This window comes from Candidatus Avelusimicrobium stercoris (assembly GCF_002437085.1).
Taxonomy (GTDB): domain Bacteria; phylum Elusimicrobiota; class Elusimicrobia; order Elusimicrobiales; family Elusimicrobiaceae; genus Avelusimicrobium; species Avelusimicrobium stercoris.
Genome location: NZ_DJOA01000042.1, coordinates 5,180 through 20,878 on the forward strand (window position 1 = coordinate 5,180; position 15,699 = coordinate 20,878).

At 49.4% G+C, this 15,699-nt stretch carries 17 protein-coding genes; 2 read left to right on the forward strand and 15 right to left on the reverse strand.

Going from position 1 to position 15,699, the window contains the following annotated elements; genetic code table 11:
* On the forward strand, positions 1-662 hold a 662-nt coding region (locus B2118_RS06200), incomplete at its 5' end, for a type IV pilin protein (RefSeq protein WP_428054215.1).
* A gap of 58 nt (positions 663-720) precedes the next feature.
* Here B2118_RS06200 and B2118_RS06205 read toward each other — a convergent pair.
* From B2118_RS06205 to B2118_RS06275, 15 genes are all read right to left on the reverse strand, one after another.
* Entirely contained in the window at positions 721-1,185 is a 465-nt protein-coding gene (locus B2118_RS06205; protein WP_428054217.1) for a PilZ domain-containing protein, read from the reverse strand.
* 4 nt (positions 1,186-1,189) lie between these two features.
* Positions 1,190-2,419 (reverse strand): tRNA (N6-isopentenyl adenosine(37)-C2)-methylthiotransferase MiaB, encoded by a 1,230-nt coding sequence (miaB, locus tag B2118_RS06210; RefSeq protein WP_428054219.1) that lies wholly within the window; start codon positions 2,417-2,419, stop codon positions 1,190-1,192.
* A gap of 51 nt (positions 2,420-2,470) precedes the next feature.
* Positions 2,471-4,135, reverse strand: a complete 1,665-nt coding sequence (locus tag B2118_RS06215) for a glucose-6-phosphate isomerase (RefSeq protein ID WP_428054221.1) — start codon at positions 4,133-4,135, stop codon at positions 2,471-2,473.
* A gap of 18 nt (positions 4,136-4,153) precedes the next feature.
* The gene (gene rpiB, locus B2118_RS06220) at positions 4,154-4,606 is read right to left on the reverse strand and encodes a ribose 5-phosphate isomerase B (protein WP_428054223.1); all 453 of its coding nucleotides are present in this window, start codon (positions 4,604-4,606) and stop codon (positions 4,154-4,156) included.
* 4 nt (positions 4,607-4,610) lie between these two features.
* On the reverse strand, positions 4,611-5,168 hold the full coding sequence (locus B2118_RS06225) for a D-sedoheptulose 7-phosphate isomerase (protein WP_428054225.1): 558 nt from the start codon (positions 5,166-5,168) through the stop codon (positions 4,611-4,613).
* 11 nt (positions 5,169-5,179) lie between these two features.
* A complete protein-coding gene (locus B2118_RS06230; RefSeq protein ID WP_428054227.1) occupies positions 5,180-5,899 on the reverse strand; it encodes a tetratricopeptide repeat protein in 720 nt (239 codons plus the stop codon).
* Positions 5,896-7,725, reverse strand: coding sequence for a BatD family protein (locus tag B2118_RS06235; RefSeq protein ID WP_428054229.1), 1,830 nt, complete (start codon positions 7,723-7,725; stop codon positions 5,896-5,898). The genes B2118_RS06230 and B2118_RS06235 overlap by 4 nt, the downstream gene beginning before the upstream one ends.
* A 1-nt stretch (position 7,726) precedes the next feature.
* Entirely contained in the window at positions 7,727-8,389 is a 663-nt protein-coding gene (locus B2118_RS06240; RefSeq protein WP_428054231.1) for a tetratricopeptide repeat protein, read from the reverse strand.
* 9 nt (positions 8,390-8,398) lie between these two features.
* Positions 8,399-9,424, reverse strand: a complete 1,026-nt coding sequence (locus B2118_RS06245) for a vWA domain-containing protein (protein ID WP_428054233.1) — start codon at positions 9,422-9,424, stop codon at positions 8,399-8,401.
* Between the two features lies 1 nt (position 9,425).
* Complete coding sequence (locus tag B2118_RS06250; RefSeq protein WP_428054235.1) at positions 9,426-10,553, reverse strand: vWA domain-containing protein; 1,128 nt, start codon at positions 10,551-10,553, stop codon at positions 9,426-9,428.
* Positions 10,550-11,458, reverse strand: coding sequence for a hypothetical protein (locus B2118_RS06255; protein ID WP_428054237.1), 909 nt, complete (start codon positions 11,456-11,458; stop codon positions 10,550-10,552). The genes B2118_RS06250 and B2118_RS06255 overlap by 4 nt, the downstream gene beginning before the upstream one ends.
* 1 nt (position 11,459) lies before the next feature.
* The gene (locus tag B2118_RS06260) at positions 11,460-12,350 is read right to left on the reverse strand and encodes a DUF58 domain-containing protein (RefSeq protein ID WP_428054239.1); all 891 of its coding nucleotides are present in this window, start codon (positions 12,348-12,350) and stop codon (positions 11,460-11,462) included.
* Positions 12,351-12,370: 20 nt separating this feature from the next.
* Positions 12,371-13,354, reverse strand: a complete 984-nt coding sequence (locus tag B2118_RS06265; RefSeq protein WP_428054241.1) for an AAA family ATPase — start codon at positions 13,352-13,354, stop codon at positions 12,371-12,373.
* Between the two features lie 85 nt (positions 13,355-13,439).
* The gene (locus B2118_RS06270; RefSeq protein ID WP_428054243.1) at positions 13,440-14,324 is read right to left on the reverse strand and encodes a hypothetical protein; all 885 of its coding nucleotides are present in this window, start codon (positions 14,322-14,324) and stop codon (positions 13,440-13,442) included.
* A 223-nt stretch (positions 14,325-14,547) separates the two neighbouring features.
* A complete protein-coding gene (locus B2118_RS06275; RefSeq protein ID WP_428054245.1) occupies positions 14,548-14,991 on the reverse strand; it encodes a cupin domain-containing protein in 444 nt (147 codons plus the stop codon).
* 140 nt (positions 14,992-15,131) lie between these two features.
* Between B2118_RS06275 and B2118_RS06280 the strand changes: the two genes are divergently transcribed.
* On the forward strand, positions 15,132-15,458 hold the full coding sequence (locus tag B2118_RS06280) for a winged helix-turn-helix transcriptional regulator (protein ID WP_428054247.1): 327 nt from the start codon (positions 15,132-15,134) through the stop codon (positions 15,456-15,458).
* Positions 15,459-15,699: the final 241 nt, after the last annotated feature.

Genomic DNA, 15,699 nt, shown 5'->3' on the forward strand with positions numbered 1-15,699 from the left:
AACAAGGAGAAAAAATGAAAGGTTTTATGAATATTTTATTCTTGTCGTCATCCTGGAAAGTCGTAGTCCAGGATCTGTTGTTATTTAAAAAAGAAAACGACAACAACGGATCCCCGAACCCTGCGGACAGTAGAGTTTCAGAATCTAGCGTTTGGGCTGTTTGTCGTGGTTTTACCTTGATAGAACTCTTGGTTGTTATACTGATTGTTGGCATACTGGCCGCGGCGGCGCTGCCGTCGTACCGGGTGGCGGTAGGAACCAGCCGCGTGGCGACGATGTACGCCTTTATGCGCGCGGTGGACCAAGCCCAACAGCACTTTTATATGCAAACAAACCGCTATGCCACCAATTTTGATTCGTTGGTTATTGCCCTGCCCGCCGGGTTTAAAAAATATACTTCTACACAAGTGGGCAATAGTGATATGTTTTGCTACCTTAGAGATACGGATGCAAACGGCAACCCTAGCAATTCGGTTGTCTGTGAGGAGAAAAAAAATCACGTTTCCTTAGTAAAATTTTACATATATGAAGATACCTCTTGTTGGGCCCCTTCCTTGGATGTTGGAGATATTCCTAATAGAATTTGTCAAAATTTGTCGGGAAGAGATAGTCCAAGCGGTAGTGATTCTGGAAAAACGGGATACAGTTACTCTCTGCGATAAATATAAAAACCCCCGGTTGGTGCCGGGGGTTTTTATAGGTTATTTGCGATTTTGGAAACTAGTTGCCTTCAAAAAGGGCTTCGTCCTTTTGAATTTTGTTGCAGATTTTGTTGCATTTGCAGGTGCCTACGCAAACCTCAGGCAGTTTGAGCAAAATGCGCGTGTCGCAATCGTTAAAATCATCCGCCATTTCGCTGATGATTTTAGCGTCTTTTTCGGCCATTTTTACAAATTCAATACCGATCGTATATACATTTTCGCGCTGTTTCACCCACGCCAAGCGGGCCTGCACTTCCATTTTACCCGTGCCGGGCAGTTGCAAACTGATGGAAAATTTGTCGGCCAGCGGCGCGCCCAAAAAACTAATCATACGCATACCAGAAGCGGACAAGTCCGCCAAAATGGCGACCAAGGACGTTTCCTTACCGTCGGCAGTTTTGTAATGCAAGTTGACCGGTTCAATCAAATTGCTGATGACCGGCATACGCGGATGTCTGCGTTTTTCAGGAAAATGTTGTTTCATAAAATTAGTCCCTCGCAAATAATAAGGTTCCGTCGGCCTTATCAATAGTGGTTTTTACGACGGAGCCAACGGGGTAAGACTTACTCGTCTTTACCCAAAAGTTGCCGGAAGAGCGGCCTTTGTTTTCACTTTCCAAAAGCACTTCCTGCACGGTGCCGACCTGCGCTTGATACGCCGCGTCGGATAAACCTCTTACTTTATTTAACAAAATATCAAGCCGTTCTTCCAGTATATTTTGCGGTAAGAGCTTCATTTTGGCCGCCGGAGTACCCAGACGGGGGGAATATTTAAAGCAATAGGCCGCAAAAAATCCCGCTTCGTCCACGAGGGAGAGCGTCTCTTTAAAATCGTCTTCCATCTCCGTCGGAAATCCTACAATAATGTCCGTAGAAATGTTAAACCCGCAGTCCTTCAAGGCGCGGACTTTTTCCAAAAATATTTCGCGCGTGTAGCCGCGTTTCATTTCCTGCAAAACCTTGGTGGAACCGCTTTGCACAGGCAAATGGACGTGGCGGGCGATTTTGGGGTTATCCTTAATGGCGGCTAAAAATTCCGGCGTAAAATAAATGGGGTGCGGGCTCGTAAAGCGCACGCGCTCCACGCCGGGCAAGCGGCTGACTTGGTTTAATAAATCAGCAAAGGAAGTATTTTCAAATTGATAGGCGTTGACCGTTTGCCCCAAGAGCATAATTTCCTTGGCGCCCGCCTTGGCTTTTTGGGCGGCGTCGGCCAAAATATCCGCTACGGGCAAACATTTTACGGGTCCGCGCACGCTGGGCACAATGCAGTACGAGCAGGCAAAATTGCACCCGCGCATAATGGTTACATATCCCGTTAAGCCGGAAGCGAGCAAATTATGCTCTTGCCCGGGCGCGTTAAAAAGGCCGCTGGCATCCAAGGTATCGGCGAAGTGTTCAATTTCTTTGGCGCCGGAAACAATGTCTAAAAAGGGATATTTCTTTTGAAGTGCTTTCCCTAATCGTTGGGCGGCACAGCCCGCAAAGATAATCACGCGGCCCGGCTTTTCCCGTTTCCACGCGGCCAAACGGCCCAAGAACGATACGGCACGGTGTTCGGCGTGGTCGCGCACGGTGCAGGTATTGATAAGGGCGATGTCGGCCTCGTCCAACTGGTCGGTATATTGCGCGCCGCGCGCCGCTAAATGCGCAAACATTTCGTCGGAGTCGGCCACGTTCATTTGGCAGCCGTAGGTTTGAATAAATACTTTGGTCATAGATAAAAAAGCAAGGCGGCCCTTACAGGAACCGCCTTGCTGATAGGTTAATTAGAACAAGTCGCTGATTTTTTTGATGCTTTCCAACAGCGGCTGCGCCAAGTGAATTTTAATCACGCGGCGGCCTTTGGCCTGCAACGCCTGGAAATCGCCCAACGCCTGCGCATTGCAGAGTTGGCCGAAGGTATAGTGCTGGCCCGGGATTTTGATATCGTTGGCCGGTTCGGCGGACAAAATCAAAAATACGCCGTTGTTTCCGTCGCCTTTATGCAACTGGCCCGTAGAGTGCAGGTAGCGCGGCCCGTAGCCAAACAAGACGGCGCGTTTGGTGCGAAGCATAATTTTGTCGCGCAGACCGAGCAAGGCTTTTTCGGTTTCCTCGGACGGATAGACATACGGGAGCAAGGCCACATAGTCGTTGCTTTCCAAGAGGGAATACAGGTCTTGGGCCAAGGTTTCCAGTTTTACTTCGCCGGCGATGTCGGAAGAGACCAAAATCGGGGCGGTTGTTTCGGGCGACACATTGCCTTTTTCCAAGTCGGCCAAGAGGTTCTTTGTGCGGGTTTTGGCGTCTTGTACGTTGGGTTGGTCAAAGGGGTCAATGCCCAAAATAGCGCCTGCGGCGGCGGTGGCAATTTCCCACAGCAGGAACATTGCGCCTAATTGATAGACGTCGTCCATTTTAATCGTGAACACGGGGTAACTGCGTTCAGCCAAGTCGGCGGCAATGGCGCTGACGCGTTTGTCGTCTTCGCTGCCCGTGGACAAGTGCACAAAGAAGCGGTCTTCGCGGTAGTCAAAGTTTTGCGTGAGCGTTTCGCCCGCCACCGGAACAATGCCCTTACCTTCTTTACCCGTGGATTCGGCTACCAACTGTTCGGCCCACAAGCCGAAAGTGGCGAAATCTTTGGGGGTTAAAAGGGTCATTTTGTCCTTGCTGTGGTTGACGTTGCAAGCACCCATATAAGCGCCTAACTGCACGGCGGCGTTGCCTTTTTCGGGGGCTTCGGGGCCGAAGGTTTCGGCTTGTTCTTTGGCAATGGCCAGTAAGCGTTTTACATCTACGCCCATAATGGCGGCGGGCACAATGCCGAAGAAGGACAAGGCGGAAAAACGGCCGCCGATATCCGAGGGGTTAATAAAGGTTTTGCGGAAGCCGTTCTTTTTGGCGAGCGCTTCCAACCCGGTACCCGAGTCAGTGATAGCCGCAAAGTTTTTACCGGGTTCTTTTACGCCGGCTTTCTTTACTTCGTCGTAGAAATAAGCGAATTGGGAGGAGGGTTCCACCGTGCCACCGGATTTGCTGGCGAAGATGAATAAGGTTTCCGCCGGGTTAATGCGGGCGCGGGCGGCGCCAATCCAGTCCGGGTTGGTGGTGTCTAACACGATAAGTTCCGGCCAGCCGTTTTGCTTACCGAATACGGTGCGGAACACTTCGGGCGCGAGCGAGGAACCGCCCATACCCATAATTACGCAATGTTTGAAATTTTGTTTTACGTCTTCGGCAAAGGCGAGTACATCGTCAATGCGTTCCAACGTCCAGTTATAGACTTTTTGCCAGCCTAAAAACTTGACGATAAAGTCCATACTTTCTTTATCTTGTTTCCAAAGAGTGGGATCCTTGGCCCAGAATTTGGTATTAAACTCTAATCCTTCCAGTTTAATTTCCCCTTCGCGGACAATTCCTTCGGCCATCGGGTTTGCTTGTGTATTCATACGTTCCATCCTTATTTTTTATTTAAAATTCGCGTTTTCAATCGCTTTAACTTTATTTAGCCTCATTTCGTGGCGGGTTCCCGTCAAAAAGGAGGCGTTTAAAAATCGTTCGGTCAGTTCCTCGGCCACGGCCGAGCCGATGATACGCGCACCCATACATAAAACATTGAGCGCGTCGTGCTCTACGGCTTGTTTGGCGCTGTACGCGTCGTGGCAGACGCACGCGCGCACGCCCTTGGTTTTGTTGGCCGTAATGCACACACCTACCCCGCTTCCGCACAGCAAAATGCCGCGGTCGGCTTGTTGGGAAGCCACCAGTTTGGCCACTTTGTCGGCGTAGTCGGGGTAATCGGCGCGTTCGCAACTAAACGTGCCGCAATCAATTACTTCGTGCCCCAAGCGGCGTACAACAGCCGCTACGGTTTCTTTCAGCGGGAATCCCGCGTGATCACATCCTATTGCTATTTTCATAAATTTAATATGCCTGGTCCACTAAATCGCACATACAATGGCCCATAAAAATATGACAGGCTTGAATATGCGGCGTATCCTTTACGTTTACCACAAGCGGCAAATCGCACATATCCTTAATAGTGCCGCCGTCCTTGCCCAAAAAAGCCGCCGTAAAGCAGCCTTTGTGTTTGGCAAGGCCCAAGGCTAAATAAACGTTTTTGCTATTTCCGGAGGTGGAAATACCGATGACCACATCGCCCGGCTGGGCAAACCCGTCAATCTGGCGGGAAAAAACCACATCGTAAGAATAATCGTTGCCGATGGCGGTGAGGGTGGAGGAGTTGGTGTTTAACGCAAGCGCCGGCAGGGACGGGCGTTCCTTTTTAAAGCGTCCCACAAATTCCGCCGCAATATGCTGCGCGTCGGAGGCGCTCCCGCCGTTGCCCATTAAAATTACTTTATGCCCGTTTTTAAAGGCTTTTAGCACCTCGGCGGCCAAGGTTTCCACCTTGTCCGAAAGGTGTTCTTTTACATATTCAACGGCTTTAATTAATTCGTCGGCTTGTTGCTCTACAAACATTTTTAACTCCTTTAAATTTGTTCAATGGCGTTTTTATCCACCCAGCCTTTAATCCCCTGGGATTTTACAATAACCTCGTACCAGGAATCCTTTTCGTCCTGCACGGTTAAAAGGTGCCCTTGTGCTACGCTTGCGCTGGCGGGGAAATTGGTTCCCGGCCCGCTGCGTATTTCCGCCACCGGAGCGGCTACTACGGCCAAGGGTTCCGTTTCGGCCTTATGTCGCATATAAAACCATCCGGCCGAAAGCAAAAATACTACGGCCACGGTTGCGGTAATTCTTCCGCCGCGGCGTTTTAAAACCCATACGCACGCGAGCAAACAGAACACCCACCATAAAACCATTGTCAGTCCTTTTAGTTCGCTGTAAGACAAACTGAAAAACGCCTTATGCAATATGGGCGGCACCCCGGCAGGAACCAAACTTTCGCCCCCGGCGGATAAAGCCAAGGCTAAATTATTGCGGATATCCGTGTTGCGCGGGGCCAACTTAAAGGCGTGGTAATAATTCGCGGCGGCCAAGCCCATACTGCCCATTTTAAAATAGCAATTACCTATATTGTAGTAAACATAAGGGTCGTTTGGGTGAGATTTTAAATCATATTCATACAGGCCCAAGGCGGCGGAGAACTTGCCTTGGCGGTAAAACTCTTCCGCATTTTGCAGGGGCGTTTGGGCAAAAACAGAAGTAAACCCGAGTAAAACAAAAACTAAAATAAACAAGTGTTTCATTTGGTTTCTTCCTCCATTAGTTTTAATACGTCTAACCCCTGTGCGGCCAGATTCTGCGGGTCTAGCGCGTCGGGAGAGCCGGGGGCAAAGCGGGCCGTTTCCAGCCGCTGCCAAAGCAAAGAAAAAGCTTCGGCGGTGGCGGGAGTAACGCCGCTTTTTTGCAGAGCGGTTACAATCGCGCGCAGGGGCAGGCTGCCCGTACCGATGTTTAATTTTTGTTGCAAATAGCCAGATAAGGCCTCGGCCACCTGTTCGTCGGACACCGCTCGTTTAAGCAAATTTTTAGCGTGCGTGTAGGCGCGTTTGCGGGCCATAGATTTCCGGCCAAAGGAAGCAAAAAATACGCTAAGGCCCAAAATTACCAGCGCGGCCCAGTTTACGTCCTGCCACGCACTTAACCGGGCCAGTACGGACGGTTCCGGCGCGTAAGAGGTTTTTAAATAGGCAATGTCCTTTCCTAAGGTTTGAAAGCCGCTCCCCGTGTGGGCTACGGAACCGAAATCAAAGCCGCTTTCCTTTTTGGTGGAGGGGGAAACAGATATTGTAATGGGTTCCGTTTGTAAAGTTTTGTATTGGCCGGAAGCCGGATTAAAATAAGACCATTTAACGCCCGGGACAACGTAAATGCCCGAAGCGGACGGCACCAGCACCGTTTTAAATTCCTTATACCCGCGTACTTGGTCAGACGACGGTAAGGAACCTGCGGCAGCCGCCGCGGGGTACATTTTAAATCCGGGAATCTGCGGCCAGTTTAAATCGCCTGTGCCCTTTAAATTGCCCGGGCCCTTTACCGTAACGGTAACCGTAACGGCTTCCCCGGCTTCCACTTGTGTTCTGTCGGCTCCGGCGGAAAGGGTATAACCCTGACCTACGGCGCCGTAAAAGGAGTTCGGTTTTCCATTGGCAGGAAGCAGTCGGATTTGGAGTGAAATTTCCTTAGATGTGGCTGTTTTTTCCGCCCCTAGGGCTGATCCGCCAAACAGGCGGTCCAGCGGAGAAAGCGACGCGGATCCGGTGCGGTATTGCACGACGGCCTCTCCTATAGAGGCCGCGCCGGGTGCTGCCCCCGTAACGGTGTAGCGTTGTTCGTTGTAGCGGTACAGCACGCCGTTAATGCTTTGGGTCCCTTCGGCCGATCCGGCATCTTCCATAAACAGGTTATACACGGCAGGTTTTTGGTAGGGGGCGTCGTAAAATTCGCGGGAATAATAAAAGCGTACCGCTAAGGTAACGGCTTCGTTTACATAGGGTTTTTTATTGCTTACGGCGGATACCAAAAAGTAATTTTCATTTCCGCGGGCGTAGGCTTGGTTCATCAAATTTTGTGTAAGCAAGGGCAGGCTTTCGTCCGCCTTTTGCACTTGGCGCGAAATGGCGGCCGTATTAATGGATGAGTCATATGTCCCGTTGGTTACGGCACGGCCTGTGCTGGTGGCCGGGCGGTTGTTTTGCACTCCTTGGGAATTGCGGTAAATGCTGATAGAAATCGGGTCCGTCTTATAGGTTTTTCCGTTATATTTAACGGTTACGGCACCAATGTCTGCCTTGCCCACAAAGCGTGGCAGCATTACATAGCGGAAGACCGAGGTGCTTTTGCCGTTGATAGAGGTTTGGTCAATTTCGCGCGAATAGACGTTAAACGCGGGCAAACTGGGCAGTTGCGGCATTGTCAGCGGGCTGACGGCCCCCTGTACGGTTACGGTTAGGGTGATTTCGTCATCCAGCGTGAGCGAAGTTTTATCCACCGAAGCCGATACTGAAATTTGCGCCCAAGCAAGCCCGGTAAAAAACAGCAAACAAAGGGAAAAAAGGAGTTTTTTAAGCATATTACCAGTCCTTCTCCACCGTGGGGTCTTGCGCCTCGCCCGGTTGGGTGGGCTTTTTGTATTCGTTTTCGCGCGCCATTTGCATTACGCGGTCCGCATCGTCCTTATTCATTGTATCTTGGGGCTTGGACGGTTGTTCCTCTTGCCCTTTATCCTGTGGGGCTTGGCCCTTGTTGTTTTGGTCCAGCTTGCTTTGGTTAGAGGAGTTATTGTTGCTGTTTTGCTGGTTTTGGTTGTTCTGGTTTTGCTCGCTTTGCTGTTGCTCAATAATCAGTTGCAAATTGTGCACGGCCTCTTTGTCTTTGGGATTGGCGACAATGGCTTGGCGGTAGGCGGAAACGGCTTTTTCCTTATCGCCTGCGCGGTAGTAGGCGTTGCCTAGGTTGAAGAGCGCGTCTTGGCGGAGTTTACCGTTTTGCTCGGCGGTGTTTTCAAAGGCTTTTTCGGCCGCTTGGTAATCCTTTAAATAGTACGAGGCCGCCCCTGCGCCGAAAGAGGCTTGCTCTTTATGGGGGGCTTTTTGCAAGGCCGTTTGGTATTTAGCCAAGGCTTGGCCGTATTTTTTATCTTGGTATAACTTGCCCGCTTCGCGCAAATCCCCGCGCACGCCCGCAAAGGCGGACGAAGCGGAGAGAATAAGTAAAAAGCAAGCAAGTTTCTTCATAAGTCTATTTTACCTTTTTTGGGCATTATTTCGCTTATTGCCGCGCGGCCACAGCAGAAACGCGGCCAAACACAAAATAGCCAGCGCCAGCGGAAGGGCGTAGCGGTTCTTGTAAACCGCGCGCGACGCGGCCCGGGCGGAGGTTTTGTCTAGCCCTTTTACCGAGGCTTCCACCTTGGCCGCCACTTGTGCGGGCGTGGTGTAGGCAATATACGCGCCGCCGGTGGCCTGCGCCAGCGCGAGCAGCGTTTTTTCATCCAGTTTAGAAACAACAGTTTTGCCCGTTTTGTCCTTTTTATATTCTAAAATCTTGCCCGTTGCGTCCAGTTTGGCGGGGATTAATGTGCCGTCTTTGGTACCGATACCGATAGCAATCACACGGATGCCGTTTTTAAGGGCGGTTTCCTGCGCGACTTTCAATTCTTCGGGGGAGTGGTCCTCTCCGTCCGTCAGCAAAATAAGGGCCTTTTGCCCGGGATATTTGGCCAGCATACGGGCCGCCAAATTGACCGGGGCAGCTAACGAGGTTCCCGGTACGGGCAGCATATCGGGCTGTAAGGAGTTAATAAAATAGGTCAGCGCGTCTTCGTCCGTGGTGATTGGGCATTGGACATACGCCTGCGAGGTAAACGCCAAAATGCCGATACGCTCGTCTTTTAAATTGTTGACGAGCATTTTGAGCATTGTCTTGGCATTATCCAAGCGGTCGGGCTTTAAATCGCGCGCGCGCATAGAGGTGGAAACGTCCACCGCGATAACCGTTTGCGCAAATGAGCCTTGCACCTCTATTACTTCCGTACCCCATTGGGGCCCGGCTAAGGCCACAAATAAAAAGAATAAAAAGAGGCCGAAGCACGCGCTGCGCTTCCAGGTAACTGGGCGCAAGTTGGCGGTTAATTTTTGGTAAGCCTGCGCGCCGAAGAGGGTGGCAATCAAGCGGTTTTTTAATTTTTTGCCCGACCACGCCACCAGCCACGCCAGCAGGGCCGCCGGGATAAAATAAACCAAAAACCAAGGATTTGCAAAAAGTTCCATATCAGGGCACCTTTATTAAAAATAGTTTTTCCAAGATAAACGCCGCACCCGCCAGCAAAAGCGCCGCCAGCAAAAGCGGTTGGTAAAAATCAGTACGGTTGACGGTGGAACTGGGAGCGAATTGTGTTTTTTCCAGTTCGTTAATCATATCGTAAATTTTGGCGAGTTCCGCCTCGTTTTTGGCGCGGAAGAATTTTCCGCCCGTTGCGTCTGCTATTTCCAACATCAGCCCTTCGTTAATTTCGTCCTGTGCGCTGGAATACAAACTTTGCTGGGGCGCGCTGGCCGTACCAATGGTGTAAACGCGGATACCATACGAAGCCGCGGCCTTGGCGGCAAGCATCGGGTCAATGGTTCCGGCGTTGGAATCGCCGTCCGTCAGTAAGATAACGATTTTGCTTTTGGCCTTGCTGTCTTTTAAATGGTTGGAAGCCACCGCGAGCGCATCGCCGATAGCCGTATAGTTGGGGTCCACTACGCCTAAATATAAGGTGCTTAAATATTCCAGCAGTGCTTCGTGGTCCAAGGTGAGCGGGGCTTGCAGCATTGCCTGTTTGGCAAAGGCCACTAGGCCAATACGGTCCGTCGGGCGCTTTTTAATAAAACGGGCAGCGGTTTCCTGCGCGGCTACAAAGCGGTTAGGGTAAAAGTCCTGCTTTTGCATAGAGGCAGACACGTCCATTAACAAAATAATATCCACGCCCTCGGTGGGGGGAACGACGGTGCGGTCCACTTTTACGGGCCGGGCGAGGGCGGCTGTCATCAAAATAAGTGCGCCTGTATATAGCGAAATAGGCACCCAACGCGTAAAAAGTACGCGCAGGGAGGTTTGTTCTACCATTAAATGCGCCAAGGGATAGGAAATTTGGCGGCTGAACGCCCTCCTTAATACGGTGTGCGTGATAAGCACGGCAAAGGGGATAATAAGCAGTAAAAACGCCCACGGGTGCATAAATTCCGCCCGCCCGTCGGATAAGCGTTCAAACAGCAGGCCGCCCAGCGATACCGCGCATAAAGCCGCGGCTGCCGCCGTGCAAACTGCCTGCGCTTTGGGCGCTCGGCGGGTGATAAGCCCGGCCGATAAAGCGCCCAGCAAGAGCAAAACGCTGATTAAAAAGAAATAAATCATTTTTTAACCTCCTGCGCAGGGGCTAGTTCCTTGGGCGAGGTTTCCACAATAATTTCGCGCAAGAGTTGGATATCGCGGTTGCGCGTATCCAAACTGGGTACGGCCTTGGCAAATTTTACGAGATCGCCCGAACTTAAAAATTGGCGCAACTGCGTGCGCAGCGGGGCCAACTTGGGCATTGTTTTAATGCGGGCTAAAATTTCGGCAGATGTATCGGCGGACGCGTCTATTTTTAATTGCCGCCATAAATATTCGCGCAAAATGTCGGTAAGGGTGTTGTAAAATACCTTGTATTGGGCATTTTCCCACAGCCCGCTGTCTAATAACGCGTCAATTTGCGAGAGGGCAATTTCGTTGCCGGGGCGCGGGTCCTCGGGTTCGGCGGAGACGGAGAGTTCCTTTTCGTGCAGTTTTTTGTGCCACGCATACAGTACATAAATAAGCGCGCCTAACAATAGTGCGGCAATTAGCCACGCCAGCCACCCGGCGGGGATGGACGGATTGCGGATTTCCCGCAGGTTTTTGTCGTTAAAGGTTTTTGCGGGGGTAATGTCTATATAGGCTTCGGTCTTTGTCTGGGCGGCGGTGCGGCCGTTTTGCACGAGGTTAAACGTAACCGTAAAGGTGGATTTGCCCAAGGTAAAGGGGAGCACCGTAAAATCGTATGTCAGCGTGCCGGGCGAATTTTGTTTAGCGGACATTTGGGTAATTTCAAAATCCTTGGAAAGGGAATTTTCGTCCACACTTACCTCGTAGCCCGGCGTGTGGCTTAAACTAAATTGCAGAGCAAAGGGCGCGGCAAAGGGAACTTTATCCACGGCTTTTTGTTCAATTAAGTGTATTTCCTGCGCCCCGCAAAGAGCAAAGGAAAACAAAAGGGAAAATAAGGTAAAAAGTTTTTTCATATTATTTTCTTATTTTTTTGGCGCGTTGTTTAAAAAACGCAATTACCGGGTCCGCCGGCGCTTGGTCGGTGCGGACGAAAATAGGCTCAATCTTGTACGGGTTAAAAAGGGCGCGCAGGTTGATATTTTGGTGTTCCGCGTGCTCGGCCAGCGCCGCGTTTAGTTCACTAGACGACAGACACAAAAAATCTTCTTCCCCGGTTTCCGGGTCTATTACGTCTATGCACGCGGGCACGGGGGGGATAAACTTTTCCAGTTTGTCTTGGATAACTACCGGGATTAAATCAAACTTTTTGGCCGCTAATTTAAAGGGTTTGGAAAATGAGGAAACGGGCGCCAAAAAATCGGAAATTAAAATCAAAATGCCTTGGCGTTTAATTACCTTGGATAACGTTTCTAAGCACAGGCCAATGTCCGTACCGCGCCCGGCGGGCTCAAAAGCCACCAGTTCGCGGATGAGACGTAAGACGTGCTTTTTGCCTTTTTTTGGGGGGACAAAGAGTTCTATCTTGTCTGAAAACAACATTAAGCCCACTTTGTCGCTGTTTTTGATAGCGGAAAAGGCAAACAGCGCGGAAAGTTCCGCCGCCAGTTCTTGCTTTAATTTGTCCGTAGAGCCGAAACGCTGGGACGCCGACACGTCGCACGCAATCATCAGCGTCAGTTCGCGTTCCTCATTGTACTTTTTAATATAGGGGATGCCCGTGCGGGCGGTTACGTTCCAGTCAATGGAACGGATGTCGTCGCCCGGGGTATATTCGCGCACCTCGGCAAATTCAATGCCTTGGCCTTTAAACGCGCTTAAATACTCCCCGGCGAACGTTTCCGACACCAGTTTGTTCGTCTGGATTTCTATTTGGCGTACTTTTTTTAAAATTTCCGCGGTATCCATTTTATCCCCCAAGCCAAGAACTACGGTACGTCCACCGCGTCAAAAATTTGTTTAACGATTTGGTCGGACGTGATGTTTTCGGCTTCCGCTTCGTAGGATAACAGTACGCGGTGGCGCAGCACGTCTAAACCGATAGCCTTGATGTCTTCGGGCGTTACAAAGCCGCGCCCGTTTAAGAACGCGTAGGCCTTGGCAGCCTGCGTAAGGAAAATGGTCGCGCGCGGGCTGGCGCCGTAGGCGATGAACGAAGCCAAATTATCCAACTTGGCCGATTTAGGGTCGCGGGTGGCAAACACGAGGTCCACAATGTAGTTTTTGATTTTTTCATCTACATAAATGGAATCGGTTACTTGGCGCGCCTTTAAAATCATTTCCGGCGTAACATTGGTATTTACGGTAATGGTTTGGTGGGAGGACATCCGCTCCAAAATCAGTTTTTCTTCTTCCTTGGTGGGATAAGTTACCATTACTTTAAGCATAAAGCGGTCCACCTGCGCTTCCGGCAAGGGGTAAGTTCCCTCTTGCTCCACGGGGTTTTGCGTGGCCAGCACCATAAAGGGGGACGGCAATTTATAGGTTTGTTCGCCGATGGTTACCTGCCGTTCCTGCATTGCTTCCAAGAGCGCGCTTTGCACCTTGGCCGGGGAACGGTTGATTTCATCGGCCAGTACAAAGTTGGAAAATACGGGCCCGCGCTTGGGGTAAAAGAGCCCATCCTTGGGGTTAAAAATAAGCGTACCCGTGATATCGGCAGGCAATAAATCAGGCGTAAACTGAATACGCTGGAACTGGGCGTGGATGGCTTGCGCCAAGGTCTTTACGGCCAAGGTTTTGGCGAGGCCCGGCACGCCTTCAATCAAAATGTGTCCGTCGGCCAGTAAGGCTACGAGCATTTTTTCAAGCAACGCTTCCTGCCCTACAATTACCTTGCCGACTTCGCGCTTTAAATCTTGTAAGAATATACTTTCCTGCTGGACTTGTTTATTAAGTGTGGTGATATCCATACGTCCCCCTTATGACGGACTGATCCGCCTGGTTTCTTTCCTATATTATAAATAAATTGTGTTTGCTGTAAAAGCCTAAAATGGGTTACTTTACTTGGGCGGCTTTTTTGCGGCGTTCCAGTTCTTTGGCCTGTTTTATGGCTTTAACGGCTTTGAAAATCATCCATACGCCAATAAAGGGCGGCACACAAGTAATAAGCAGAACCGGCCAGAAAGCAAATGGCATTTTGAACCAGAAAAAAGAAAGGGGAAAGCCGATAAGCAGAAGGCAAAATATTCCCGTAGCGAGAAAAACATATCTTGCTTCCTTATTATAGGGGCATAAAATGCCGTAGTCTATGTAATCTTGAAAGAGTGTGCGGATTTTATTGGCGGCTTCTTCATCGCGCGGACTGTATGAACTCTTTGGGTTTACGAAGAAAGTAAATGATGCAAAGCGGTGCCGCTCGTCCAATAATTGGGGGATAAATACAAGCGGTCTAGCGGAAAAATGCTCACAGGCAAAGTTTTTATTCTCTTGCGTAAACGAGATTTTGCACGAACCTACCACCGGGCGGTGCCCATTTTTAGTAGGCATATCAAAGGCGGTAATCGTGAGGAAGAAATGGGTTTCCTTATACGGCAAAAAAACAGGCAGAACCCCTTTGTTATATTCCAGTTTTACGCCTTCGGGTAAAAATTCTACCACACGGATAGAAGGGGTGGATTTCCCAGACGGCGAAAAGCGTTTTACAAGACGGTAGAGGATACCAACTACAAAAAATAGCACGAGAAAAGGCAGCGCCTTGAAGACAAGAAGCGCCACCACATCCCCTTTACTCATTTCCGCCACAAGGGCATTGTAAGATTGCCAAGAAACCTCACCACCCAACATAAAAAAGAAACAAGAGCCTAATGCCATAAACATCACTACGACGAGGATTTCCTGCAAAGAAATATAAGTGCTTGGGTTTTTTATTTTAATGCGCATTAGGGTCTCCTGCGAAAAAGGGAGTATAAACGGGCCAGCAAAAAGCGTTTGCCGTCCAAAAGTTTGTCCGCCGTGGGGCGTAGTGCCAAATTTTTATAAAGTTCCGAGGTCATTTCTTCTCCTTATATAACTTTATATATTATCGTAGAATTTGCGGCAAATTACAAGAAGAAAATAAAAAAGCCCCCGCTTGTGTGCGGAGGCTGTTAGCAGCAGGACAAAACTATTTAGCGGCTTCGTCGTAAATGGCCATACCTGTTTTGCCGATGACCATTACCTTATTTACCTTGGGCATATGGCAGATTTCGGGCAAGTGTTCGCTTCCAAAATCCAAGTACACCAATTTTTCGGTGGCGGACGCGTTGCGGATGACGTGCGCGCCTTCCGGCCCGGTGGGGAACGTAATCGCGTCGCCCGCCTTCAAGGTTACTTCCTTGTCGTGCAGTTGGACGGCTGCGGTACCGGAAATGACATAGAAAACTTCTTCGTTCATTTCGTGCCAATGGTAACCATAGGCAAAGTGCCCAGGCTGCACTTCCACGAAGTTTGCGTGCAGGGTGGAAATATCGCTATGCGGAATAATTTCCTTTACGGTAAATTCGGCCCCGTTGGCGGACATAAATTGCCCTTTTTCGTTTTTGTAATTTTTAATTTCAACTTTCTTCATATTCTTCTCCTTTATATATAAGGGGAACTTTTGTCCCCAGGATGACACTAGATATTTTGCCTTTATTGGTTTATTTTGTAAAGTAGGCACTTTTTTGTATGCTAGTAGCCAAAAAGTAACTAATGCGGTATAATAGAAATATGCTTACTAAAAAGAATTTGCCGCCCTGCCCGGTGGCGGTACTACTTAAATTAATAGGTAATAAGTGGAAGATACTTATTATAAGGGATTTACTGACGGGTACGAAGCGTTTTGGCGAACTGAAAAAGAGCGTGGGGTGCTCCCAAAAGGTGCTTACAAGCAACCTAAAAGAAATGGAAGAAAATAAATTGCTCACGCGCAAAGTGTTTGCCGAGGTGCCACCGCGGGTGGAATATACACTCACCAAAACGGGTTTATCCCTAGACTCTGTGCTAAAAGAAATGGCCGCGTGGGGGGAGAAATACCGACGGGGTTTAAAGAAATAGTTGCAAAATATTTTTGATATGTTATATAATAAATATACGCAAACGAGATGAGTTTGCAAAGCAGTAAAAAGACTTGACAATTTGATTTAAATATGTTTTAATATAAATGTAGTCAGTAAGCATACTACAAGTTTTCAAGAGTTTTTAAAAAGCACTTGACAAACCAGATAAAAAAATGCTTAAATAAAAGAGTAGTAAGGGTTGAGCGATTTAAACGGAAGTTTAAAAAGGCTTGACAGAT

Bases quoted from the DNA above. Each gene is read 5' to 3' on its own strand.
- B2118_RS06205 (WP_428054217.1), bottom strand. From the start codon at position 1,185: ATGAAACAACATTTTCCTGAAAAACGCAGACATCCGCGTATGCCGGTC.
- miaB (WP_428054219.1), bottom strand. From the start codon at position 2,419: ATGACCAAAGTATTTATTCAAACCTACGGCTGCCAAATGAACGTGGCC.
- B2118_RS06215 (WP_428054221.1), bottom strand. From the start codon at position 4,135: ATGAATACACAAGCAAACCCGATGGCCGAAGGAATTGTCCGCGAAGGG.
- rpiB (WP_428054223.1), bottom strand. From the start codon at position 4,606: ATGAAAATAGCAATAGGATGTGATCACGCGGGATTCCCGCTGAAAGAA.
- B2118_RS06225 (WP_428054225.1), bottom strand. From the start codon at position 5,168: ATGTTTGTAGAGCAACAAGCCGACGAATTAATTAAAGCCGTTGAATAT.
- B2118_RS06230 (WP_428054227.1), bottom strand. From the start codon at position 5,899: ATGAAACACTTGTTTATTTTAGTTTTTGTTTTACTCGGGTTTACTTCT.
- B2118_RS06235 (WP_428054229.1), bottom strand. From the start codon at position 7,725: ATGCTTAAAAAACTCCTTTTTTCCCTTTGTTTGCTGTTTTTTACCGGG.
- B2118_RS06240 (WP_428054231.1), bottom strand. From the start codon at position 8,389: ATGAAGAAACTTGCTTGCTTTTTACTTATTCTCTCCGCTTCGTCCGCC.
- B2118_RS06245 (WP_428054233.1), bottom strand. From the start codon at position 9,424: ATGGAACTTTTTGCAAATCCTTGGTTTTTGGTTTATTTTATCCCGGCG.
- B2118_RS06250 (WP_428054235.1), bottom strand. From the start codon at position 10,553: ATGATTTATTTCTTTTTAATCAGCGTTTTGCTCTTGCTGGGCGCTTTA.
- B2118_RS06255 (WP_428054237.1), bottom strand. From the start codon at position 11,458: ATGAAAAAACTTTTTACCTTATTTTCCCTTTTGTTTTCCTTTGCTCTT.
- B2118_RS06260 (WP_428054239.1), bottom strand. From the start codon at position 12,350: ATGGATACCGCGGAAATTTTAAAAAAAGTACGCCAAATAGAAATCCAG.
- B2118_RS06265 (WP_428054241.1), bottom strand. From the start codon at position 13,354: ATGGATATCACCACACTTAATAAACAAGTCCAGCAGGAAAGTATATTC.
- B2118_RS06270 (WP_428054243.1), bottom strand. From the start codon at position 14,324: ATGCGCATTAAAATAAAAAACCCAAGCACTTATATTTCTTTGCAGGAA.
- B2118_RS06275 (WP_428054245.1), bottom strand. From the start codon at position 14,991: ATGAAGAAAGTTGAAATTAAAAATTACAAAAACGAAAAAGGGCAATTT.
- B2118_RS06280 (WP_428054247.1), top strand. From the start codon at position 15,132: ATGCTTACTAAAAAGAATTTGCCGCCCTGCCCGGTGGCGGTACTACTT.